The organism is Paenibacillus sp. FSL H7-0357 (assembly GCF_000758525.1).
Lineage (GTDB): Bacteria > Bacillota > Bacilli > Paenibacillales > Paenibacillaceae > Paenibacillus_AQ.
In genome coordinates, this window is the sequence record NZ_CP009241.1 from 6,001,936 (window position 1) to 6,026,294 (window position 24,359).

The window sequence follows — 24,359 nt, forward strand, 5'->3', positions numbered from 1 at the left end:
AAATTGTACAGGATCTAACTAAGCTCTTGATTAGGATGAATACGAGCATAGTTCAAATTTCCTATCGTTTCTTTTTGACTTGAAATGACTGCACCGGATAGCAATATTATAGCAGCAGCACCAAGCACCAAAGCGGCCAGAAGTAATGATAGGCTGTAGCTATGCGCCACTTCTAAAACAATTCCGGCTCCAATTGGACCGAGTATTTGACCTATTCCAAAAAATCCTGTCATCAAAGCAATTGCTTTATTACCACTGAATGGTCTTGACATACGTGCTGCGGCGAGAGCGAGCATGGAAATACCCACAAACGTGCCTCCAAAAAGGATAGACCCTAACGTCACGCCGAATATATTGGGAAGCCATACTGGCAGAATGACCCCAACTGCTTGCAGGATAAGCGCAATAACCAATGGTTTGATGTAACCGACTTTACTCGCCCACCAGGACCAAATCACTGTTGATGGTACCGCTGCTATCCCAACGATAATCCAGCTAAAGTCAGCAAAAGTCGACATATGAGGCATCTGCTTAACCATTGCTACAAGAAACGTCGCGCTTACTATATAACCTAACCCCTCGAGTCCATAAGCAACAAGAAGCCATCCGAAGATAGATGGATTTTCCGCTGATGAACTCAGGGAGTCAACTTTTTGAGTTATAGGTTTCGGCTCTTTATCATGGATAAACGACCAAATAGGTACGATAAGGATGATACCAATGATCATAAGTCCGATCCAAGTTCCCCTCCAAGTGAAAAAGCTAAGAACAGGCGTAAGTAACCCAGCCAAAACAATGCCTACACCAACCCCGCCGTAAAATATACCTACCCATTTTTCACGTTTGTCTGAAAACAGTGCATCCAACACTAAACTTGATGATAGAACGAAAATAAGGCCGCTGCTCATTCCAGCAAAAAAGCGCAAAATCATCCACCATAAAAATGATGAAGTGATTCCCATAAGTCCCGTCAAAATGATGCAGAGTACCAATTGCATCCGAAGATGATAGGCTCTTCGGTGCCCCCAGGTTATGAACCCTGCACCAAAGGCAGCGATAAGGTAACCCAAGTTATTACTCCCTGCCAAATATCCGGATTCCGTAGCGGATAGATTAGCTTGTGATTGCATCAATGGAAGTATGGAAGTATATGAAAAACGTCCGATCCCCATTGCAATGATAAGCATAACTAATCCACCGACCATAGTCTTTGTGGAATTAGACAATTTCGCATTTTTAGCTTCTGAATTCTCCATGCTACTGACCTGTCACCCTTCTAAATTCAAATTATCCCTTTTCAAATTCCATTATTTTTTAAAAAAATTAGCATTAGTTCTCCAATTTCATATGCATGTGTTTCCAATGCAAAGTGCCCAGTATCTAATAAATGAATCTCGGCTTTAGGTAAATCCTTTTTAAAAGCCTCAGCACCAGCCGGAATAAAGGAAACATCATTTTCACCCCACACTGCCAATAAGGGTGGCTGATATTCACGGAGATACTGTTGAAACTCCGGGTACATTTTTACATTATTTTGGTAATCAAAAATTAAATCCAATTGTTTCTCATCATTTCCTGGCCGGGACATATAAGCAATATCAAGAGTATAACCATCTGGGGAAACTTGGTTCTCCGTTGTTCCATCAACATATTGGCTCTTGATCGTGTTGGGCGCAAACGCTGTCCGGTAACTTTCTCTTTTTTCTTGCGTAGGATTTTGCCAATATTCTTCTCGCACCGTCCATTTCTCACCTAATCCTTCACGATAAATGTTGCCATTTTGGCTTATTATTGCTGTCACACGTTCAGGATGGTGCATGGCTATACGAAAGCCAATGGGGGCTCCATAGTCAAAGACGTATAACGCATATCTGGTAAGTTTTAGCTTATCAATGAAAGCTTCAATAATTTCAGTGATATGGTCAAATGTATACGGGAAATCCTCTCTGTCAGGCGATGAGGTATTCCCGAACCCCGGATAATCAGGAGCAATTAAATAGTAGTCTTTTTCTAAAATAGGTATTAGTTCTCTGAACATATGACTTGCGGACGGAAAGCCATGAAGCAATAAAATGACTGGTTTATTCGGATTACCAGCCTCACGATAAAATATGTTTAACCCTTCTATCTCTAATGAATGATAAGTTGTCATTTTGTAACCTCCTGTTTTCTTCATAAGACCCGCCTCTTTCTAAACTAATTGTAACTTTTTAAAGATATCGTGTAAAATGAATCTAAACGATAAGTAATATTAAAAATATCAATAATTAGATGGAGGAATGACGGTGGACATCCGGGACATGCAGATTTTTCTGGCAGTTGCAAACGAAGGAAGCATTACCAAAGCAGCCGAAAAAATGGAATATGTTCAGTCGAGTATAAGTATCCGTATCCAGCAGCTTGAAAAAGAACTGAAAACATCGCTATTTCGTCGTGGGCGGCAAGGAGTCCGGCTCACAACATCTGGAGAGACACTCAAGTCCTATGCTGAGAAAATTGTCTTTCTTACTCAAGAGGCAGAACGGGTCGTGGCAGATAACTCGATCCCAAGAGGGCCACTTCGGATCGGATCGCCCGAAACCACAGCAGCGGTTCGGATACCATCTATTCTTACCGATTACCTTAAAGCTTATCCAGAGGTGGATTTGGCTTTAAAAACTGGAACGACGGAAGAACTTATTCATTTAGTGTTGAAATACGAGTTGGATGGAGCTTTCGTAGCTGCGCCAGTTGATCATGCTGAGCTCGTTATTACTGAGGTGGGGGTTGAGGAGCTTGCGTTCATATCGGGAGGGCAATTCCCCTCAATAGACCAGCCGGAACAATTGCGAAATCTGACTTTACTAGTATTTCGTGTTGGGTGTTCATACCGACGAAAACTTGAGGATTGGTTACATTTACAAGGAATTATTCCTGCTAAAATCATGGAGTTCGGAACATTGGAAGGAATCCTTGGATGTATTCATGCTGGTCTCGGGGTATCCCTTTTACCTCGCTCGGTGATTGAAAGAGCCATGGTTCAATATAACTTGCGATCTCAACAAATCTCGGACGAGTTCTATAAAACCCCGACTCTATTCATACGTCGTAGAGATACTTATGAAACTGCAGCTATGTCCGAATTTATCCGGATTTCAAGACAGAGGTTCAATCTTACTTAACCTGCCAAAAGTAAAAGCAGCCAGCAGAAAGCTGACTGCTTCTTCCGTTTTTAATTCAAAGTGAATATCTCTTCAGTTTAACTTTTTGCTTTAATCAAATTCAATACTCCTATCCCCTTTCCAATTCTGCGAGTTTCTTCGAAATCATCACCTTTTCGGGTAAACCGTGTGCTAACGTCTCCGCATTCTCCATTCACGATTATGGCCGGGGCTTGAGTTAAACGAGCATATTCTTCTCTCAATTCACCTATTTAATCACTTGAAATGAAAAGAATATCTTTTGCCAAAACCGTTGGATGACAAGCTATATTGATTAAGCTCACCAAGAGATAATTTGAAGTATCTCTAAATTGCAAGACATGTCCTTTATTATTGAAAGGAAATGATCTGTCATTTCTATTACAGTAATATCCATTAATCTCACATGTTCCGTAATAAGCTCTTGTTTCCATTTTATTTTTTAAACAAAATTCCGTATTTTTAACTACCGCATCCAGCAATGATTGGAGATAATCCTCAGATGGCGGAATCTCCGGAAAAAACAATATAATTTCATGTATATGCCTTTTCCGTCAATGGTTCCGCATCCTCTCTTGTAACACCGCAGCGGCGGTCAGCTCATTATTAAGACTCAGTAAGTAAACCGGGTTGGGACGGTTGTACAACCGCTCCAACGCGGCGGAAGAACTACATCTCTCAGCACTTTCCTTTGTCTTAAAAAATACAGTATGCGTCATCCGGTGACCAAGGTATGGTCTATTTCAACATGCTGGGGACGATGTAAAAGTCTGAACCCGTAGATTTCGCGTATCAGGCATAAAGTAAAAAAAGCATAAGAAAGCTAAAAAAAAAGCAAGGAAATCGAGTTTCTATTCACGACTCTTCTCCTGCAAATATAATCCCTCAAAATATCGCAAAACATGATGCCGAAAAACAGTTCCGCTTTTATTTTATAATGAATGCGTAGCGCTACAGGAAAAATATGCAAGCGGTTACAATCGGTGATCCGTATCATTATGGGGGGGTGTAAAGTGAACATACCGTTTTTAAAACCTGGCACCATGATCGCATGAAAGCTATCCTTCGTTCTTATTAAAAATTAATTAGAGAAGGAGATTACTATGAAGAAAAAAAGTTTGATTATGTTATCCTTTGCGATAATACTTTCATTATTGCTGTCAGGCATCTCTAATGCAGATGTAACTTCTAATTATGTAAACCCGCTTATGGGCGGTGCTGATCCTACAATTGCCAGGGCTGCAGACGGTTATTACTATTCAGCTTTTTCTGGCGATAATAATATCACATTAAAAAGACATGAAACCATTCTGGGCGTATCCACTGCAAAAAGCAAAATCGTTTGGAAGAAACCGGGTAATTTCGGGTTTGTGTGGGGCCCATATATATATAGACTGGAAGGAAAATGGTATATTTATTTCTCTTCAGGTCCAGAGAAAAGCTTTGGATATGGACATCCAAGTTCCTACGTCCTGGAGAACTCCTCTCCCGATCCTTTTGAAGGAACCTGGGAGCTCAAGGGAGAATCCGCTAATGCAGACAGCGATGGTCAGATTACCACTAAGAAGGGACTTCTGAATACGCAAGGCTATGGTTTGGCATGCGGCGTTGTATCCATTAAAGGGGAAAGCTACTTCACCTATACAAAATACTACTATTTCCCTGACCCTAATGATCCTGCAAAAACCAAATTTGACGAGAGTCCAACGATTGTCAAAATGAAGAACCCGTGGACATTGGAAGGCGAAGAAGGTACAGTGGCAATGCCGCAATATGACTGGGAAAAACATCACGACAGTATAAATGAGGGCGCTGCAGTAGTTGAACGAAACGGCAAAATCTATTTCGCCTATTCCGCAAGCAGCTTTATGAATGATAACTATTCTGTCGGGGTATCCGTAGCTGATGCAACATCTGATGTTATGAAAGCCGAATCCTGGAAGAAACATCCTGAGCCTATCATGAAACGATCGGATGAAAACAGTTCTTATGGACCTGGATCGCCTTTGTTCCTTAAGTCCGAGGACGGTACAGAGGATTGGATCATGTACCATGGCATACCGACCCATGGACAAGGTGGCGGAAACAGAGGAATAAGAGCTCAACGTATAAATTGGAATGATAATGATTTCATAAATCCCGGAATTCCTTCAAATCCCGGCACCATTCTGGGCAGACCCTCAGGAGAGGAAAAAAGCGAAATTTATGAAGCTGAGGATGCAAGGTTGTCAGGAGTTTCAAAAGTAGTTGGGAAAAGTGCTTTTGCTTCGAGCAGCGTATATGAAAAATTCAATAACAGCAGCGACAATGACTATGTAGAGTTTACTGTAAACACGAACGCTACAGGAACCTACTCACTGGATTTCAGATACAATAATAATACGGCGGATACTGTTAACATGAAATTGGGCGTCAACCAAGAGGCTTCCCGAACAATTTCATTTGCATCCAATGCAGGCTTTGATGCAAACTTCGATATTAAATCAGCTTATAACATTAAGCTTAACGCCGGAAGCAACAAGATCCGTCTTTTCGGCAAGAGCACGTTGGCTCTAGATGCCATGATTATAAAAAGAAGCACATTGTACGAAGCAGAAAGTGCCGAATTGTCCGGAAATGCAAAGGTAGATAAAAACCATCCGGGATATAGCGGAACCGGTTTTGTCGGCGGATTATGGATTTCAAATTCTGCGGTCACCTTTAAGGTAAATGCCGCTAATGCAGGCAACTATTCGGTTAAGCTGGGCTACAGCTTAGGATTTAATGATGACAGAACCATGAGTATGTATGTAAATGGCCAAAAAATCAAACAGGTAGATTTCTTTAGTCTAAAAAGCTGGAACAACTGGGCCGATCGTTATGACAACATTTTCCTTAATGAAGGGGAAAATACCATCATGTATAAATATGACCAGGGCGACACCGGTAATGTAAATCTTGATTATATAACCGTTACCGAAGCAACTACCTGGCATTATGGAGCAGAAAATGCAAAAACTACGGGATCAACAGATGCTAAAGTAGTTTACGCAAAAGATGGCAATATGGGAATCGGTTATGTAACCGGGCTATCAAAAGCTAACTCATCGGTGGAGTATTCTATAAATGTTGAGAATGCAGCGTCCTATGATGTAAAGCTGAGATATGCAAAAGAAACTGCAGGTAAAACCTTAGGTCTGTATTTGAATGGCACATATGTTAAAAATATAACCCTCCCGGCTACTGGAGGACTTACTGTCTGGAGAGAAAAGCTTGAGACCTTAAGCCTGAAAGAGGGAAAAAACACCATCACTTATAAATCTGAAACGGATAACTCAGGCATTATAAATATGGACAGTATCCATCTTAACAAACGTACTCCCTGGAGATATCAGGCAGAGGAAGCAACCAGAGAAGGGAGCTTAAAGATTGCTAAGGATCATTTATGGTATGAAGGCAACGGATTTGTAGCTGGCTTTGAGCAAGAAGGAGATTCAATCAAGTTCGAAGTAAACGTACCAAATACAGCTTCATATACTTCAACCTTGAGATATTCTGGCGCGCAGAAGTCAAATATAACAATGACCATGTATGTTAACGAAGAGAAAATAAAACAAGTTTCATTACCTCCGACAGCGAACTGGGATACCTGGACGGATGCAACAGAGTCAGTAAACTTGAAAGCCGGAAAAAATGTAATTAAATTCATACGTAAAGCAGGTGATACCGGAAAATTTAATATCGACAGTCTCACAATTGATAAATTCAGCGGCGGATATATGAGTTCGAATGCTAAGAAAATAATTCCTGAAAAGATGGTTAAAATCCAACCCAAGCACAGCGGAAAAGCATTGGATGTTGACAAAGTTTCAAGTGATCCGAAAGCGGTGATTAACCAATGGGCAAATGGTGATGGCAATAATCAATTGTGGAGATTCTTGGATCTCGGCACAGGATATTACCAAATACAGTCTGTTCAAAGCGGTCATGTAATCGACATTCTTCCGGGTTCAGCCATACAGCAAATCTGTCAAAATATAAAAGCTTCCGGAGACTCCATACCTGATACTCAACAGTGGAAATTGGAGAAAGACGGTGACTACTATAAAATAATTAACAAAAGTAATAGAAAAGTAATCACTGTAGAAGGAGCATCCAATAATGACGGTGCAACTGTAAGGTTAGCTGATGACCAGGCTAAAGATAATCAACGTATGAGAATTGAAATTCGTAACCTCAGCTACAGTGAATTCAGCGCAGTGACCGAGGTTAGCAAGGTTCCGGCAGATGATGCGGAAATCAATCCCGAAAGTGTAAACTACGATCTCCATGCCCCCGGTGATGCAAGCACTATTATCACATGGAATAAAGCAAGCTCTGTAACGGAAGTGGTATACAACGGAAATCCGGTAATACCGGATGGCTACGTCGTCACAGGAAACACCTTGACCATCAAGAGCGGATATCTGGCTGCACTTGGACTTGCAAACAGTAATAAGGCGAAATTCACAATCTCCTTTGATACAGGGAGTCCGGTCAAGTTCACCGTCAACATTGTTGATAGCTCTCCACCGGTCAGTCATAGCATCACAGTCGAAACCGAAGGTCGCGGCACAGCAAGCGCCAATGTAATTTCTGCGGCAAAGAATACAGAGGTTACGCTAACAGCCACACCTGAGGCGGGCTATATCTTCAAGGAATGGAAGGTTATCCGTCCAATAGGGTTAAACATTGCCGGAAATACCTTTACCATGCCCGATGAGGCGGTGACTGTTAAGGCCATATTTGAGGAAAGCCCTGGGGCAAATTAAAGAAAACACCTTGCAGGGGTTAAGCAACCAGTCACCGGAAGACCACCGGTGACTGGTTATTTTTTCGCTTAAATCCGAACGTGAAAACACCTCCAAGGTTATCCCCTATCTTACGACAGGGTTCCATCCTCTTGAAGGTGTTTTTGTTTTGTCTCACTTCGCAGCACTGCGGATCACGTGTCGCCCCCAAGATGATCCAGCCGGTACACTGTCCACGATTGCAGGGAACGAATCACATAGGCTGCGGCATCATCCGGTTCATCATCCCTTGACCGCTCCCGCGGCAAGTCCGGATACAACTTGCTTCTGCAACACGATATAAACTAGGATACTTGGTATGATAACGACCATCGTAGCAGCAAACATGACTCCATAATCACTGGCAAATTGGCTTTTGAAATAATAGAGCGCAAGCGGCAGTGTACGGCTTTGATTGCCCGTCGTCAGAATTATAGCGAATTGAAATTCATTCCAGCAGAGTAGAAACTGCATCACACCCGCCGTGCCGAAGCCCGGCTTCGATATGGGCAAAATAATTTTGAAGAACGTCTTGATGAAGCTGGCACCGTCCAGATAAGCCGATTCCTCCATTTCCTTGGGAATAGTCAGGAAATAGCTTGATAGAATATAGAGCGAGACCGGCAAACCAAAGCCGGCATAAACGATAATAAGTCCAATCAGCTTGTCGTAAAGCCCCAACGTGTTAACCGTCAAATATAGCGGCTGCAGCATGGCAGCACCCGGAATCAGCAGAGAAAGGGAGAATGCTCCCATCAGCAGCTTCTTGCAGCGGAATTGAAAGCGTGCCAGGACATAGGCTGCCATTCCGAGAAGAAGCAAATTTAATAATGTCCCGAAGATACCAACGATCACACTGTTGATGTAAAACCGGGAAATCGGCGCAATTTTGAAGGCCATGGAGTAATTGGAAAAGCGGAAGCTGCTTGGCCAGCCGAGCGAATTGGTCAAAATCTCGGCATTTGTCTTAAATGAAGCCATCAGCACCCACAGAAACGGACCAAGCGACAACAGTACGAGCAGGAGCACAAAACCATACTTGAGCACAACCAAACCTTTTTTCAACATTCTCACCCCAGTCGCTCCATTCAGTTATGGGAGCTGCCTATTCTGAACAGATTTCGGCAAAGCAGGACAAAAAGCAAGCCAAAGCCGATTAGGAAGACGCCCACCGAATTGGAATAACCAAAGTTATTGTCCATGAGTGCGGTCTTGTAAATATAAATGGGCAGATTCATTGTTTCATTGCCGGGTCCGCCACCTGTCGTCATCATAATAATATCCATCTTCTGCAGCATACTTGTTCCGGCTAAAATCACGCAGGTGCCAATAATATTACGCAGCATAGGAATGATGATATACAGATTGATTTTCAACTCGCTGGCCCCGTCGATACGCGCCGATTCAAACAGGCTTTCCGGAATTGCTGCAATCTCGGCCAGAATCAGAATGGTAACGACAGCCGCATAGGGCAACCAGGTCATTGTGACAGAGAAGAAGGCGGTTGCGTAATCCATGAACCAGTTCTGAGCGTAATCCGCATTACCAAACAAGCGGACAATGCTGTTCACTGCACCGAAATCAGGATTGAGCATGCATAAGAACAGCATACCAACGGCTGCGCCTGAGATGATGTTGGGAAACATGTAAACCGTTCGCGCAAACTTCCAATAGAATTCTTTCATACTGAGAATAATCGCGAATACTGTACCGATGGCAACGTGGATCGTGGACTGAAGCAAAACCCAGACAACCGTATTCAGAAAGCTCTTACGAAAATCAGAATCGTCAGTAAACAGTTGGATATAATTGACGAGACCGATAAAAACCGGTTTTCGTCCGGCCGACCATTCTGTAAAGGATGTACCGAACAGAATGACAAGCGATACGGCATAGACAATAATAAACAGTGCAACAGCCGGCAACAAGAAAAGTGTGATGTACCCTCTATTTTTCCTAACCATCCATATGGTCCTCCCCAATCGGACAATTCGTACTCTCAATTGTCAGCTTGCTGTTTATTTACTTTTGGCTGCAAGATCCGTCAGATCCTTGGTAATCTCCTCTGCCGTCGATCGGCCGAATACCAGCTTCGGATAGAGGTTCTTCCAGGCGTCGGTTATGTTGGGGTAGACTATGGAGTCAAACGATGCATAATGAACCTGCGTCTTTTGGGCTACAGCTATGGCTTCAACAAAAATCGGATATTTCTGCTTCAGCGCATCCGAAGGCTGAATCTCATTGGATACCGGCATCACATTGCCATATTCAAGCGCGATGCTCTGTCCCTCCAACCCCGTCTTGAAACGGATGAATTTCTCGGCGGCGTCGCGGGTTTCCGGTGTTTTGGCTCCGATCATATAGCCAACCTCATATGTCGAGATCATGCTGTTGTTCGGAAATGCTGCGACACCCACCTTTTTGTCGAACCCTTCACTGGATTTGGCCGGGTCGCTAAAGTCACCGATCATCCAGGGACCATTGGCAATTATAGCCGCCTTGTTCTGGCAGAAGGTGTTCGCTGCATTGGCGTATCCGGCACCAAGCGCATCCTTGGTCGTATGCTTCTCCAGTATCGTCTTCATCAAGTTGAGCGCTTGAATCATTTCTGGGGTATTAAAGTTGGTGGGGTGCAGTGTGTTCATGAACGAATTGCCATTATCCCCGTTTGTGCCGACGATGGCAGCGAGAATGAGGTTGGTCGTCCAGGCATTCTCCCCGGTCATCAACGCGAGCGGAACAAAGCCTGCTGCCTTGAGCTTTTCATTGTTGCTCATAAATTCATCCCACGTCTGCGCCGGCTTGATCCCTGCCTGCTCAAACATTTCCTTGTTGTAGAAATAACCGATGTTCTGCTTCTGATCGCTGATCGACCAGACCTTTCCATCCCGGGTATTGGCAGCAAGCGCCGCTTCACCGACCGCTGCCTTCCATTCCGGGTCCTTATCCAAATAGTCATTGAAAGGGGTTGCAAGATTACCCTTGATCAAAATGTCATTAATTCCGTTCTTGCCCATGACGACATCCGGAACATCCCCGGAGGCTGCCAGAATCTTCAGTTTGTCCTCATACGCGGAATCACTTGGGATTTCCTCAACCACAACTTCCACTTCATCACCATACTTGGCGTTAAACTGCTTGATCTGTTCCTCCTCCAGCCTGGCTGATGCATGAGTGCCTACCCGGAAGGTAAGATAAGAAATTTTCACCGGCGTCTTGACAGTAGGAGCAGTGCTTGCCTGACCCGAGGCGGATGGTGCAGCAGTTGCGGGCTCCCCGCTGTTTTCTGATGAATTCTGTGATCCGCATGCCGAAATGGACATGGCCAGAATCAGAGTGCTTACTAAGGTACAGCTCGCTTTGTACAATGGCTTTCTCAAATCAAATCCCCCTTTAATAATGATGGCTTGATGCAGGGTCGTAACGCTGCGGCCAATTGCGGTTTGTTACAGCTCTCATTGTAGAACAAAGAAAAATGCGAAAGAATTGGTTTTTCGGTATTATCTTTTATAATATCTTGAGCAAATATGGCAAAGCAGCGGGACAACTGAAAGGGCTTTCAGATTTCTTTAACTCTTTGTTGTTTTCTTTACCACATGGCCGGAAATGGCTGTATTTCGTTCTATTCGGGTATTCGCCACAAAAAAAAGATTATATAATAGCTTTACTATAGTATCATCCATCAAGGAGAGGATAGCATGTCCAATGAACAGATCATGCGACGTCTCAGCCTTCGCCCAATTTATGGAGTTATCTCCCGCATTCCGGTAAGGAATAAAATTGTGATTATAATCTTTCTTCTTATTCTTCTGCCGATGACGTTCGCCGGCTGCTATTTCTATTGGAACATTTCCGGGATTCTGACGAGGAATGCCAATGATAATCTGTCCCTTCTGATCCGCCAGACCAACGACAATATCGAGAAATCTTTTCAGATTATTGATAATACCTCTCTGCATTTCCTCGCCAATAAAACGGTACGAACCTGGTCAATCGAGGATGTGTCTCCGGGAGACGACTACTACAAAATATTTATCAATAAAAGTGAAATGGAAGAAGACCTGAGATACAGCCTTATGTTCAACAACGCTTGGAATATCAGCCTGCTATCAACGGCTTATGTTTTTTTTGATGCGGACAATTATATATCCGTTCTAAAGTCACAGCCCAACCTTGAACAAATTAATAAGAACAATCTCGCTGTCTATCATTCGGTTAATGGCATCGTTCGGGGCAAGGAAATTATCACTCCAAACCTCGAGGACCGTACCATCTATTTCACACGAATTGTATCCAATATCAACCTTCCCCAGCAGCGCCTTGTGCTGATTTTCGGCACGAATGAGGCGGATTTAGCAGAAAAATATTCCGGGCTGCTCGCCTTCCCGGGTGCTATGGCATACATCATTGATAACCGGGGAGCCATCTATTCCAGTGCCGATAAGCAAGAGTTGGGTTCTATCGTTTCTCCCGCTGTCTATGCGTTGAAAGACAATTCCGAAGTAAGTGAAGTCAAGATCAACCAGGAAAGCTACCTGGCCGTTTCCCGCAGTATCGGCACAACCGGGCTTACCTTCATTGCAGGCATCCCTAAGAAGCAAGTACTCTCCAAGTTGTCCGAAAGCATGCGTAATTACATTTGGATTATCGCTCTGATTGCTTTCATATCCCTCGCAGCAGGCGTCCTGTTATCTCTTCGCTTTACCCGAGTCATCCGTGATCTGCTGCGGAGTATCCGTAAGGTAAAGAAAGGTGATTACAACACAAGGATGCCGGCCTACAAAGATATGGAGCTCAATCAGTTGAGTACCACCTTCAACAGAATGACGGAAGAAATCAATTATCTCATCAAGGAAGTTTATGAGAATCACCTGCTGATCAAAGAGTCGGAGATCAAATTTTTGCAAGCCCAGATGAATCCCCATTTCCTGTTCAATACGTTGATTACCATTGGCTACAAAGCAAAATTGTCTAAAGATGAGACCGTTTACAAAATGGTGACGTCGCTTACGGAGCTGCTGCAGGCAGGTATTTATTCCAATAGTCTGGCCAAGGTCCCGATTCGTCAGGAACTGGATTATATCAAATTTTATCTTTATCTGCAGAAAGAAAGGTTTGAGGATAAAATTGAGTATACGATCCATATTGAGGACGAGGCCATACTGGATCTGTTGCTTCCCAAGCTCAGTGTCGAACCCTTGGTGGAAAATGCCGTTGTTCACGGTGTGGAAAAAAAGCTGGACAAAGGAATCATCCACATCCACATTTACCGCAGAAACGATTCGATCTATTTTGAGATTACGGACAATGGCAATGGATTTGAGTATGTCCCCCGGAATTGGAGTAATTTCGAAAGCATGACCATGCGCAAACAAGGCCACAACAATATTGGCCTGATCAATACGCATAAACGGGTCAAGCTGGTCTACGGCGAGCCTTATGGAGTTGATGTCGAGAGCGAATTTGGGGCGGGAGCCAAAGTTACCCTTCACATACCAGTAGATCAGGGGGAACTATCGCATGTATAACGTAATGATCGTTGATGATGAGCCTGTTATCAAAAAAGGGCTGCAGTGTTTTATTGATTGGGAGGCTCTCCAATGTGAGGTAATATGTGAAGCTTCCAATGGGATAGAAGCTGTGGAGCTGCTCAGCCATTATGATATCGATATTATTGTAACCGATATCCGCATGCCGGGGATGGACGGTCTTGCTTTATCGGACCATGTACACCGGAACTTTCCGCAGATCAAGGTCATCCTCCTTACAGCCTTCGCTGACTTCTCCTATGCCCAAACTGCCATTCAGTATGAAGTAGTAGATTTTGTGGTCAAGTCCAATCCCACAGAGAAGATTCCCGGGGCGATTGAAAAAGCAACGCGGCTGCTAGAAAAGGAGAAAGAACAGAAGCAGAAATTGAGACAGCTGGAGAGCAAGATCAACGACAATCTTTCTGAAATCAGTGAGAAATTTCTGAAGGAGGCCGTTGAAGGCTTGATCAGCGATGAAGCGAGTTTGTTCAGCCGCTCAAGAGAGCTTGGTTTACAATTGGAGAACTATTTAGGGGTCCATCTGGAGGTTAAGGATACGCTCAGCTCCCCCCCAACGAATGAATATCACCGGTTCTTGGCTTCCATTCGCCAATTCCTTGTGCTAGCCTTCGAGAAACGGCCCTCTTATATAATGCCAATGAAAAAAAACTCCTTGCTGGCTATTGTCTCCATGGGCGGCGGCAACGCAGCAGTCTCCACACAAGCCTTGCTCACGATTTGCAATGAAGTTCTCGCCATGGCAGAGAACTTTAGACGATTCCATCTCAATATCGGCATCAGTTTGATACACCGGGATGTGCTGACGCTGTCAAAGGCTTACCGTGAGGCAAGAGAAGCGCTGCAAGGCAGCTTTTACAGCGATAATTATGTGGCTGTTTATATGCCTCATACTAACCAGACACTCACTCCCGGAGCTCCTCCCCATCATGCCGCAGAGCAAATTGTTGAATATCTGCAACAAGGACAAAGTGATCTGGCAATTAAACAACTGGATCAGTTACTTGAGAGCTACAGGAGTATCAAAGAGCCGATTGAGAATGTAAAGGTGGCTTGTCTGCTTATCGGTTCATACTGTTTCCGCTTGCTAAGCGCCAGCCACCCCTTCGCACCGGAGTTGGAAGAAAGCCAATCCATGGTTTATAAGCAAATCCAGGAGAGCAAGAGCATTCAGTTGTTGGCAGACACCTTAAAGCGCTTGATTCGAAGCTGCTCGAGGGCAGTGGCATTTAATGACAAGCAGCCCAATTACATTGTTATAGAATGCCAGAAATTTATAAGAGAGCATTACAACCAGAACCTGAATCTGCAGATTATTGCGGACCATATCCATATCAACAGCAGCTACCTCAGCCGCCTTTACAAGAAAGTAACCGGCGAGTCCATCATCGACGCGATCAACAAGTACCGGATTGAAATGGCCAAGAAATTACTCAGGAATCCGGCGAGTAAAGTATTTGAAGTCGCGGAAGCAGTCGGTATTGAGACACCTGCTTATTTCACTCATGTGTTCTCCAAATACACAGGGATGAGTCCCAAGGAATACAAGCTGAATTATTCACAGACAGAATTGGGATAAAAGCCGCCGCTGCTCATTATCATCTTCCTGCTTTCCAGTCAATCACTGGTGCACCCACAGGACTGCGGATGCGCCGGTGATTATTCCGGGTGCCCTGCCCAGCGCATTTGTGAAAGGTAGCTTAATGGAAAGTTAATCACGATTGCGATGGGTCGATCAAAGAATAAGGCAAGCCGGCGGGCGCTGCCACTGGTAGACGCTTTCTACGAACTGCTACTGCGTCTTAAACAACAATAGGATAAGATGACACTTCTGCAAGGATTCTTACTGTAAGGACTACCTGGACTATCTCAATATGATGCAATGGGGTCTGCATTAAGGATGTTCAGGAATGGCTCGGTCATAGTGATTATTTAACAATTGCAAACCTTAAGCCCATCTCAAATTGAGACCAAAAGTTTCTTTTTGCAAAAACGATAAGTCAGACAATCAAAATATATAAAAAAGGCTTATGAAATTGTGTAAACCACAATTTCATAAGCCTTTTAGCTAATACCGGCGAGAGGACTCGAACCTCCACGGTTTCCCACTCGATTTTGAGTCGAGCGCGTCTGCCATTCCGCCACGCCGGCGTATATTTAATTATTAGATTAAAAATGGCGCGCCCTGAGAGATTCGAACTCCCGGCCTTTTGATTCGTAGTCAAACGCTCTATCCAGCTGAGCTAAGGGCGCATATTATGGAGCGGACGACGGGAATCGAACCCGCGACCCTCGCCTTGGCAAGGCGATGCTCTACCGCTGAGCCACGTCCGCACACAGTATGTATGATATTGCTGAGATTCTAACCCGGTGCCATAAATGGCGGAACCGACGGGATTCGAACCCGCGATCTCCTGCGTGACAGGCAGGCATGTTAGGCCAACTACACCACGGTTCCAAATAATTGCGGGGGCAGGATTTGAACCTGCGGCCTTCGGGTTATGAGCCCGACGAGCTACCGGGCTGCTCCACCCCGCGTCAGTAAAAAGTGTTTATTTCTTTGATCTTCCCAGAAGCACAACATTCCGCTATTTAAGGAATCCTCTGGTGGAGGCTGAGGGGATCGAACCCCCGACCCTCTGCTTGTAAGGCAGATGCTCTCCCAGCTGAGCTAAGCCTCCAATGAAAGAAGCAACTTAATGATCTTAACACATTCTTCTGATAAAAGCAATCTTTATCAGCGAAATTCGATAAAAAGTTGATGACCCGTATGGGATTCGAACCCATGTTACCTCCGTGAAAGGGAGGTGTCTTAACCCCTTGACCAACGGGCCACAATAAAGTTATCTTTTGTGACAACAAAAAGTATTATATCAATTATAAGACTATATAGCAATAGTTTATAAGGATTTTATAATTTATTTCTTTCAGTAAGATCTTCAAGCTAGCTAATCTGCAATAATTAGAGCTGAAATTATGCGGGTAACAGGGTGATACCCAGTTGCAACGCTATAGCCTCTACTACCTCTTCAACTGTCAACTGGTCATTATTCAGGTGGCATTGAAATATCTCCTGGCCAAGGCCCTTGAGACATCGCTCAATCTGTTGGGCGGGCCAAGAGTTATTAGAGTCCCCCCGGCTATTCAATCTTCTAAGCAGCGTCTCCTGGGAAGCACATAAGGTGAAATGATGAACCTCCACGCCTTCTTGCCTTAGTCTGCCAACAATCTCCATAAAGTAGCCGGAATCCGTAATGGTCATAGGTACAATAATAGTTCCACTGTACTGAGAGTCTATGTATTTTAGCATGGAATAGTTTATTTCGCGCCAAAGAGGATGATCCTGAAAATCATCTTGGGAAATCTCGTGCGGAATGCTCTCTCGGATGTAATATCCTGCATTCTCCGGATCGAACACAAAAGACTGTGGTATTCTGCGGTTTAGTGCATAAGCCGTTTCCGTCTTTCCCGATCCAAACGCCCCATTAATCCATATGATCATTAATGGTCTCCCCTTGAGTTCTTTCCATTCCTAGTATTGGCAAAGCGTAGCATAAACAAAAGACCACTGCTGATTAAATCAACAGTGGTCTCTGTGCTTGGCGGCGTCCTACTCTCCCAGGACCCTTCGGTCCAAGTACCATCGGCGCTGGAGGGCTTAACGGTCGTGTTCGGGATGGGTACGCGTGGAACCCCTCCGCTATCGCCACCAAACGGGCATTTACAGCGTAAATGCTTCAGGAACCTTAATTCCTGAAAACTGAATCCGAAACAAATCTGCGTCTTACTGTTGGATAAGCCCTCGACCGATTAGTATTGGTCAGCTCCATGCATTGCTGCACTTCCACCTCCAACCTATCTACCTCGTCGTCTTCAAGGGGTCTTACTAATTGGGAAATCTCATCTTGAGGGGGGCTTCACGCTTAGATGCTTTCAGCGCTTATCCCGTCCGTACGTAGCTACTCAGCCATGCTCCTGGCGGAACAACTGATGCACCAGCGGTACGTCCATCCCGGTCCTCTCGTACTAAGGACAGCTCCTCTCAAATTTCCTGCGCCCACGACAGATAGGGACCGAACTGTCTCACGACGTTCTGAACCCAGCTCGCGTACCGCTTTAATGGGCGAACAGCCCAACCCTTGGGACCTACTTCAGCCCCAGGATGCGATGAGCCGACATCGAGGTGCCAAACCTCCCCGTCGATGTGGACTCTTGGGGGAGATAAGCCTGTTATCCCCAGGGTAGCTTTTATCCGTTGAGCGATGGCCCTTCCATGCGGTACCACCGGATCACTAAGTCCGACTTTCGTCCCTGCTCGACTTGTTGGTCTCGCAGTCAAGCTCCCTTATGCCTTTGCACTCTTCGAATGATTTCCAACCATTCTGAGGGAACCTTTGAACGCCTCCGTTACTCTTTAGGAGGCGACCGCCCCAGTCAAACTGCCCGCCTGACACGGTCCCCGTACCCGATTAGGGTACCAGGTTAGAACCTAGATACGATCAGGGTGGTATCCCAACGGCGCCTCCGCAGAAGCTTGCGCTCCTGCCTCTACGGCTCCCACCTATCCTGTACAGATCGTACCCAAATTCAATATCAAGCTGCAGTAAAGCTCCATGGGGTCTTTCCGTCTTGTCGCGGGTAACCTGCATCTTCACAGGTATTAAAATTTCACCGGATCTCTCGTTGAGACAGCGCCCAAGTCGTTACGCCATTCGTGCGGGTCAGAATTTACCTGACAAGGAATTTCGCTACCTTAGGACCGTTATAGTTACGGCCGCCGTTTACTGGGGCTTCGGTTCACAGCTTCGGATTACTCCTAACCGCTCCCCTTAACCTTCCAGCACCGGGCAGGCGTCAGCCCGTATACTTCGCCTTGCGGCTTCGCACAGACCTGTGTTTTTGCTAAACAGTCGCTTGGGCCTTTTCACTGCGGCCCCCTCGGGCTATTCACCCTACCGAGGCACCCCTTCTCCCGAAGTTACGGGGTCATTTTGCCGAGTTCCTTAACGAGAGTTCTTCCGCGCGCCTTAGAATTCTCTTCTCGCCTACCTGTGTCGGTTTGCGGTACGGGCACCTTCTCCTGGCTAGAGGCTTTTCTTGGCAGTGTGAGATCATGACCTTCGCTACTATAATTTTCGCTCCCCATCACAGCCCAGCCTTAACGGTGTGCGGATTTGCCTACACACCAGCCTCACTGCTTAGACGGACATCCATCAGTCCGCGTCACTACCCTCCTGCGTCACCCCATCGCTCATAGCGGATTACGGTGGTACAGTAATTTCAAACTGTTGTCCTTCGACTACGCCTTTCGGCCTCGCCTTAGGTCCCGACTTACCCTGAGCGGACGAGCCTTCCTCAGGAAACCTTGGGCTTTCGGCGGATCAGATTCTCACTGATCTTTTCGTTACTCATACCGGCATTCTCACTTGTATGCTGTCCAGCGCTCCTTACGGTACACCTTCAACCTGCATACAACGCTCCCCTACCCCAGATGCAAAGCATCTAGCCATAGCTTCGGTGGTGTGTTTAGCCCCGTTACATTTTCGGCGCAGAGTCACTCGACCAGTGAGCTATTACGCACTCTTTCAATGGTGGCTGCTTCTAAGCCAACATCCTGGTTGTCTGTGCAACTCCACATCCTTTCCCACTTAACACACACTTGGGGACCTTAGCTGATGGTCTGGGCTGTTTCCCTTTTGACAATGGATCTTAGCACTCACTGTCTGACTCCCGGCAAGAAGTTAATGGCATTCGGAGTTTGACTGAGCTTGGTAACCCTTGCGGGCCCCGCACCCAATCAGTGCTCTACCTCCACCACTCCATTCACCGAGGCTAGCCCTAAAGCTATTTCGGGGAGAACCAGCTATCTCCGAGTTCGATTGGAATTTCTCCGCTACCCCCACCTCATCCCCGCATTTTTCAACATACGTGGGTTCGGGCCTCCAGTGCGTGTTACCGCACCTTCACCCTGGACAGGGGTAGATCACACGGTTTCGGGTCTACGTCCACATACTAAATCGCCCTATTCAGACTCGCTTTCGCTGCGGCTCCGGCTTCTCACCTTAACCTTGCATGTTAAACGTAACTCGCCGGTTCATTCTACAAAAGGCACGCCATCACCCATTAATAGGGCTCTGACTTTTTGTAAGCACACGGTTTCAGGTTCTATTTCACTCCCCTTCCGGGGTGCTTTTCACCTTTCCCTCACGGTACTGTTTCACTATCGGTCGCCAGGTAGTATTTAGCCTTAGCAGATGGTCCTGCTGGATTCATACGGGGTTTCACGTGCCCCGCACTACTCGGGATCCGTCTCGGAGAGAACACAGTTTAGGCTACAGGGCTTTTACCTCTATCGCGGGCCTTTCCAGACCTCTTCGCCTACCATATTCCTTTGTAACTCCATGTGAGACGTCCCACAACCCCAAGGGGCAAGCCCCTTGGTTTAGGCTGTTCCGCGTTCGCTCGCCGCTACTGACGGAATCACTATTGTTTTCTCTTCCTCAGGGTACTTAGATGTTTCAGTTCCCCTGGTCTGCCTCTATCTCCCCTATGTATTCAGAGAGAAGTAACTGCGAATTACCACAGCTGGGTTTCCCCATTCGGACACCCCCGGATCAAAGCTTGCTTACAGCTCCCCGAGGCAGTTTCGTTGTTCGCCACGTCCTTCGTCGGCTCCTGGCGCCTAGGCATCCTCCGTGTGCTCTTATTAGCTTAACCAATGCGTTTTTCCAGAAGGAAAATCGCTAGCATCGCTATAATTAAAACTTGTTCACACAAGTTTCAGCTAAAAGATGTTCTAAAACGCAAATTCGTTTCGGTATCCAGTTTTCAAGGATCAAGGTGTTACTTGAGAGCTTAAACTCTCAAAACTGACCAACGAGTGAGTAACAGGCCTAAACCTGAGTTTTGGAAGCTAAGCTTCCGATTTGAATGTCACCGTTGCAGGTGACGATTCTCCATAGAAAGGAGGTGATCCAGCCGCACCTTCCGATACGGCTACCTTGTTACGACTTCACCCCAATCATCTACCCCACCTTCGGCGGCTGGCTCCCTTGCGGGTTACCCCACCGACTTCGGGTGTTGTAAACTCTCGTGGTGTGACGGGCGGTGTGTACAAGACCCGGGAACGTATTCACCGCGGCATGCTGATCCGCGATTACTAGCAATTCCGACTTCATGCAGGCGAGTTGCAGCCTGCAATCCGAACTGAGACCGGCTTTGCTGGGATTGGCTCCACCTCGCGGCTTCGCTTCCCGTTGTACCGGCCATTGTAGTACGTGTGTAGCCCAGGTCATAAGGGGCATGATGATTTGACGTCATCCCCACCTTCCTCCGGTTTGTCACCGGCAGTCACTCTAGAGTGCCCAGCTCAACCTGCTGGCAACTAAAGTCAAGGGTTGCGCTCGTTGCGGGACTTAACCCAACATCTCACGACACGAGCTGACGACAACCATGCACCACCTGTCTCCTCTGTCCCGAAGGCCGCCACTATCTCTAGTGGATTCAGAGGGATGTCAAGACCTGGTAAGGTTCTTCGCGTTGCTTCGAATTAAACCACATACTCCACTGCTTGTGCGGGTCCCCGTCAATTCCTTTGAGTTTCAGTCTTGCGACCGTACTCCCCAGGCGGAGTGCTTACTGTGTTAACTTCGGCACCAAGGGTATCGAAACCCCTAACACCTAGCACTCATCGTTTACGGCGTGGACTACCAGGGTATCTAATCCTGTTTGCTCCCCACGCTTTCGCGCCTCAGCGTCAGTTACAGCCCAGAAAGTCGCCTTCGCCACTGGTGTTCCTCCACATATCTACGCATTTCACCGCTACACGTGGAATTCCACTTTCCTCTTCTGTACTCAAGCCACCCAGTTTCCAGTGCGACCTCAGGTTGAGCCCAAGGTTTAAACACCAGACTTAAATAGCCGCCTGCGCGCGCTTTACGCCCAATAATTCCGGACAACGCTTGCCCCCTACGTATTACCGCGGCTGCTGGCACGTAGTTAGCCGGGGCTTTCTTCTCAGGTACCGTCACTCCGGTAGCAGTTACTCTACCGGACGTTCTTCCCTGGCAACAGAGCTTTACGATCCGAAAACCTTCATCACTCACGCGGCGTTGCTCCGTCAGGCTTTCGCCCATTGCGGAAGATTCCCTACTGCTGCCTCCCGTAGGAGTCTGGGCCGTGTCTCAGTCCCAGTGTGGCCGTTCACCCTCTCAGGTCGGCTACGCATCGTCGCCTTGGTGGGCCGTTACCCCACCAACTAGCTAATGCGCCGCAGGCCCATCTCCTTGTAGCAGATTGCTCCGCCTTTCATCCTTCGTCCATGTGAACAAAGGAATTATCCGGTATTAGCTACCGTTTCCGGTAGTTATCCCAGTCAAAGAGGTAGGTTGCCTACGTGTTACTCACCCGTCCGCCGCTAAGTTAATCCGGAGCAAGCTCCTTCATAACTCCGCTCGACTTGCATGTATTAGGCACGCCGCCAGCGTTCGTCCTGAGCCAGGATCAAACTCTCCAAATTGGTATTTAGAAAGAGCGATTGCTCAATTTGAAACATCTGACGAGAATTTACATTCTCACGATGAAATTTCTAAAGCGTATAAATACGCTGTGAAACTCATCAGTTTTGGATCTCACTTGCGTGATTTCCATACTCACTCGTTGTTCAGTTTTCAAAGATCAAGCTCGTTGTCAGTGTCGATTATCTCGTCACCAGCAACTCTTATAATATATCATGTTTTCCGATTCAATGCAACACTTATTTTTCATCATGTTAGCAATATCAATCGTTCAACACGTTCCAATCATTCAAGCGTTCCTTCTGCTTGCGACTGGATTTATAATATAACATGTAACCTCTAACAAAAACAACCCACAGGATTTACCATTTTCACTTTAGTACTATTAGTATCGTTAGCTATACTATGCATGACACTCTTCCTAATGATAAATAAGCAAACACCAGAGGGCCTGCATCTTATGATGCAGGCCCTCTGGTGCAATACGCAAATCTCAATCCAAAGCTAATTTAATTTGATATCCATGGATTTTTACTTTTCTTCGAAGTTCCCGTGCGGCCTGATTGCTTCGAACGTTGTTTAGGTGCAGTTTTATTTGATTTGTCACCAGCTAGACCTGAGGTTTTAACTTTAGGAGTACCCGCTTTTCCCGTGCTGGCTTTGTTCTTAACTGCGGTTCCTGCACTGACGGCTTCCGCTGCTTGAGGAACATTCTGCGCAATAATCTCCGGCTCAAGAATTTCTGGCACACGGTTGTGATGAGCATAATTCTCCATCCCCGGATACATCGGATATCCAGGAATCCCATGTATTCCTAACGGTGCAACAGCGGCCTCATTCGGCATTGAGAAGGGTCCAGCTCCGTAAGGAGAAACCGCACCGGGCTGTGGCATATAGGGCGACATGTTATTATATGCAGGCTGTTCATAAGTATAGGGCTGATTCGGCATTCCTCCACCACAGCCGCAGGTCGGCCAAGGAAGGTTCATGGACTGACCGCCGTACTGCGGAACTGCGTACGCAGAATAATCAACAGGAGGATTATTCTCAGCCATAGCCGCATTTACATACTCAGGAGCTGCATTTGGATACCAAGTATTGGAATAGTCAGTTGCGGGATACATGTTACCCGGATAATCATACGGAGAAGCACAGTCCGGCATATAAGCAGTCGGCTGGATAAAACCTGGGGCCGCATTCATACCCATCATTGGCATTGGCTGCTCATAGTACGGATATGCCGGCGGGCAATCGAAATAATATGGATTTTCGTTTAATCCAGGATAACCTGCTGTTTTTTCGCATGGTCCGTCCTTAAGGTCAGGCCAGGTTGCCGGCTGCACCTCAGATTTCTCCTTTTCTTTGGGCATCTCATAGGTTATGGCTTCTTGCGCAGGCACAGAAATTTGTACAAACAGACTTTGTGTTTCATGCACTACTTCCTGAATGGGAGCTACTTCAGGTGCTTTATTCGGAAGAGGTGCGGCAACCTGGATAGGAGCCGGTGCGGGATTCGGAGCCGGGGTTGAGACAGGGGAAACTATCTGAACGGGCTCTTCCTTCGGTCCGGTATAGGTTTTTCCGCCAACCTTTGTTTTATCTACCACCTCAGGCGATACAGCAAGCGGTTGAACCGGAGTAGCATTTGCATTGGCATTTGCATTTGCATTGGCATTTGCATTGGCATTGGATTGCATAGGTTGCATGGATTGAGCCTGGATTGGAGTCGGCTCATTCGCCTTTTTGGGAATATTGACAACTTCACCGGTCATGAGCGCATTAGGATTCTTGAGATGCGGATTGGCGTCAATGATCTCTTTCAAGGTAATTCCCCATGCTTTGGATAATTTCCACAACGTATCGCCTTGTTTAACGGTGTGCTTGTAGTAAAGCTCATTGTTTTCCGGAACAAGCATCGGAGCCGCAGGGATTTTAACTTTATCCCCAATAACAAGCACTTCAGGATTACTGATCTGCGGGTTAGCCTCAATAATCTTTTGGAGCGTTACTCCATACTTTTGTGATAATGCATACAGCGTATCGCCTTTTTTAACAATGTGTATTTTCACGCAGCATTTACCTCCTACAAATTTTGTGAGCCTATGCATCCAGATCAGCACGACACAGTCCTGACCTAGACGGCATATGCCAAAGAGTTGTGAAGCGATGCATTCTTTACAGCTATGCTGCAACCCCCGCTCTAGGCAATTCCGATTTCCCGGCTCTGCTCTCAAGCATCGTAAAATGCGGTACAGCCGCCTCCTTCGTTACTACATCTTATGCAGCCCATGGGCGATTGACATCATG

At 46.1% G+C, this 24,359-nt stretch carries 12 protein-coding genes, 7 tRNA genes and 3 rRNA genes; 4 read left to right on the forward strand and 18 right to left on the reverse strand.

Annotated elements, in window-relative coordinates; translation table 11 throughout:
• Positions 1-14 precede the first annotated feature (14 nt).
• On the reverse strand, positions 15-1,256 hold the full coding sequence (locus H70357_RS26525; protein WP_038595639.1) for a YbfB/YjiJ family MFS transporter: 1,242 nt from the start codon (positions 1,254-1,256) through the stop codon (positions 15-17).
• A 41-nt stretch (positions 1,257-1,297) separates the two neighbouring features.
• On the reverse strand, positions 1,298-2,152 hold the full coding sequence (locus tag H70357_RS26530) for an alpha/beta fold hydrolase (protein ID WP_038595642.1): 855 nt from the start codon (positions 2,150-2,152) through the stop codon (positions 1,298-1,300).
• A 127-nt stretch (positions 2,153-2,279) separates the two neighbouring features.
• Between H70357_RS26530 and H70357_RS26535 the strand changes: the two genes are divergently transcribed.
• Complete coding sequence (locus tag H70357_RS26535) at positions 2,280-3,161, forward strand: LysR family transcriptional regulator (protein ID WP_231578319.1); 882 nt, start codon at positions 2,280-2,282, stop codon at positions 3,159-3,161.
• Positions 3,162-3,412: 251 nt separating this feature from the next.
• Here H70357_RS26535 and H70357_RS36085 read toward each other — a convergent pair whose 3' ends face one another.
• Positions 3,413-3,661 carry a hypothetical protein gene (locus tag H70357_RS36085; RefSeq protein ID WP_156130951.1) on the reverse strand — a complete coding sequence of 83 codons (249 nt, stop codon included), beginning with the start codon at positions 3,659-3,661 and terminating at the stop codon, positions 3,413-3,415.
• A 621-nt stretch (positions 3,662-4,282) separates the two neighbouring features.
• On the opposite strand from H70357_RS36085, the gene H70357_RS26540 reads away from it, so the two are divergent.
• Positions 4,283-7,969, forward strand: a complete 3,687-nt coding sequence (locus tag H70357_RS26540; protein WP_081965941.1) for a CBM35 domain-containing protein — start codon at positions 4,283-4,285, stop codon at positions 7,967-7,969.
• 261 nt (positions 7,970-8,230) lie between these two features.
• Here H70357_RS26540 and H70357_RS26545 read toward each other — a convergent pair whose 3' ends face one another.
• Genes H70357_RS26545 through H70357_RS26555 form a run of 3 tightly spaced genes read right to left on the reverse strand, consistent with a single transcriptional unit; the run spans position 8,231 to position 11,367 of the window.
• Positions 8,231-9,055 carry a carbohydrate ABC transporter permease gene (locus H70357_RS26545; protein ID WP_081965943.1) on the reverse strand — a complete coding sequence of 275 codons (825 nt, stop codon included), beginning with the start codon at positions 9,053-9,055 and terminating at the stop codon, positions 8,231-8,233.
• Positions 9,056-9,075: 20 nt separating this feature from the next.
• Entirely contained in the window at positions 9,076-9,951 is an 876-nt protein-coding gene (locus H70357_RS26550) for a carbohydrate ABC transporter permease (RefSeq protein ID WP_038595646.1), read from the reverse strand.
• Between the two features lie 54 nt (positions 9,952-10,005).
• A complete protein-coding gene (locus H70357_RS26555) occupies positions 10,006-11,367 on the reverse strand; it encodes an ABC transporter substrate-binding protein (protein WP_197073621.1) in 1,362 nt (453 codons plus the stop codon).
• Between the two features lie 318 nt (positions 11,368-11,685).
• Here H70357_RS26555 and H70357_RS26560 point away from each other — a divergent pair, with 318 nt between their 5' ends.
• Complete coding sequence (locus H70357_RS26560; protein ID WP_038595649.1) at positions 11,686-13,515, forward strand: sensor histidine kinase; 1,830 nt, start codon at positions 11,686-11,688, stop codon at positions 13,513-13,515.
• A complete protein-coding gene (locus H70357_RS26565; protein WP_038595651.1) occupies positions 13,508-15,115 on the forward strand; it encodes a response regulator in 1,608 nt (535 codons plus the stop codon). The genes H70357_RS26560 and H70357_RS26565 overlap by 8 nt, the downstream gene beginning before the upstream one ends.
• 493 nt (positions 15,116-15,608) lie before the next feature.
• Here H70357_RS26565 and H70357_RS26570 read toward each other — a convergent pair.
• From H70357_RS26570 to H70357_RS26625, 12 genes are all read right to left on the reverse strand, one after another.
• Positions 15,609-15,687 (reverse strand) — tRNA-Leu (locus tag H70357_RS26570).
• Between the two features lie 25 nt (positions 15,688-15,712).
• Positions 15,713-15,789, reverse strand: a tRNA-Arg gene (locus tag H70357_RS26575).
• A gap of 6 nt (positions 15,790-15,795) precedes the next feature.
• Positions 15,796-15,870: transfer RNA gene (locus H70357_RS26580), tRNA-Gly, on the reverse strand.
• A gap of 46 nt (positions 15,871-15,916) precedes the next feature.
• Positions 15,917-15,994, reverse strand: a tRNA-Asp gene (locus H70357_RS26585).
• 6 nt (positions 15,995-16,000) lie between these two features.
• A tRNA-Met gene (locus tag H70357_RS26590) sits at positions 16,001-16,074 on the reverse strand.
• Positions 16,075-16,141: 67 nt separating this feature from the next.
• Positions 16,142-16,217: transfer RNA gene (locus tag H70357_RS26595), tRNA-Val, on the reverse strand.
• A gap of 81 nt (positions 16,218-16,298) precedes the next feature.
• A tRNA-Glu gene (locus tag H70357_RS26600) sits at positions 16,299-16,370 on the reverse strand.
• 140 nt (positions 16,371-16,510) lie between these two features.
• Positions 16,511-17,038 carry an AAA family ATPase gene (locus H70357_RS26605; protein ID WP_156130952.1) on the reverse strand — a complete coding sequence of 176 codons (528 nt, stop codon included), beginning with the start codon at positions 17,036-17,038 and terminating at the stop codon, positions 16,511-16,513.
• A 95-nt stretch (positions 17,039-17,133) separates the two neighbouring features.
• A 5S ribosomal RNA gene (gene rrf, locus H70357_RS26610) occupies positions 17,134-17,250 on the reverse strand.
• A gap of 76 nt (positions 17,251-17,326) precedes the next feature.
• A 23S ribosomal RNA gene (locus tag H70357_RS26615) occupies positions 17,327-20,253 on the reverse strand.
• Positions 20,254-20,498: 245 nt separating this feature from the next.
• A 16S ribosomal RNA gene (locus H70357_RS26620) occupies positions 20,499-22,054 on the reverse strand.
• The 16S, 23S and 5S rRNA genes sit together here, the layout of an rRNA operon.
• Positions 22,055-22,561: 507 nt before the next feature.
• Positions 22,562-24,172, reverse strand: coding sequence for a LysM peptidoglycan-binding domain-containing protein (locus tag H70357_RS26625; RefSeq protein WP_081965944.1), 1,611 nt, complete (start codon positions 24,170-24,172; stop codon positions 22,562-22,564).
• Between the last annotated feature and the right edge of the window lie 187 nt (positions 24,173-24,359).

Bases quoted from the DNA above. Each gene is read 5' to 3' on its own strand.
- H70357_RS26525 (WP_038595639.1), bottom strand. From the start codon at position 1,256: ATGGAGAATTCAGAAGCTAAAAATGCGAAATTGTCTAATTCCACAAAG.
- H70357_RS26530 (WP_038595642.1), bottom strand. From the start codon at position 2,152: ATGACAACTTATCATTCATTAGAGATAGAAGGGTTAAACATATTTTAT.
- H70357_RS26535 (WP_231578319.1), top strand. From the start codon at position 2,280: ATGACGGTGGACATCCGGGACATGCAGATTTTTCTGGCAGTTGCAAAC.
- H70357_RS26540 (WP_081965941.1), top strand. From the start codon at position 4,283: ATGAAGAAAAAAAGTTTGATTATGTTATCCTTTGCGATAATACTTTCA.
- H70357_RS26545 (WP_081965943.1), bottom strand. From the start codon at position 9,055: ATGTTGAAAAAAGGTTTGGTTGTGCTCAAGTATGGTTTTGTGCTCCTG.
- H70357_RS26550 (WP_038595646.1), bottom strand. From the start codon at position 9,951: ATGGTTAGGAAAAATAGAGGGTACATCACACTTTTCTTGTTGCCGGCT.
- H70357_RS26560 (WP_038595649.1), top strand. From the start codon at position 11,686: ATGTCCAATGAACAGATCATGCGACGTCTCAGCCTTCGCCCAATTTAT.
- H70357_RS26565 (WP_038595651.1), top strand. From the start codon at position 13,508: ATGTATAACGTAATGATCGTTGATGATGAGCCTGTTATCAAAAAAGGG.
- H70357_RS26605 (WP_156130952.1), bottom strand. From the start codon at position 17,038: ATGATCATATGGATTAATGGGGCGTTTGGATCGGGAAAGACGGAAACG.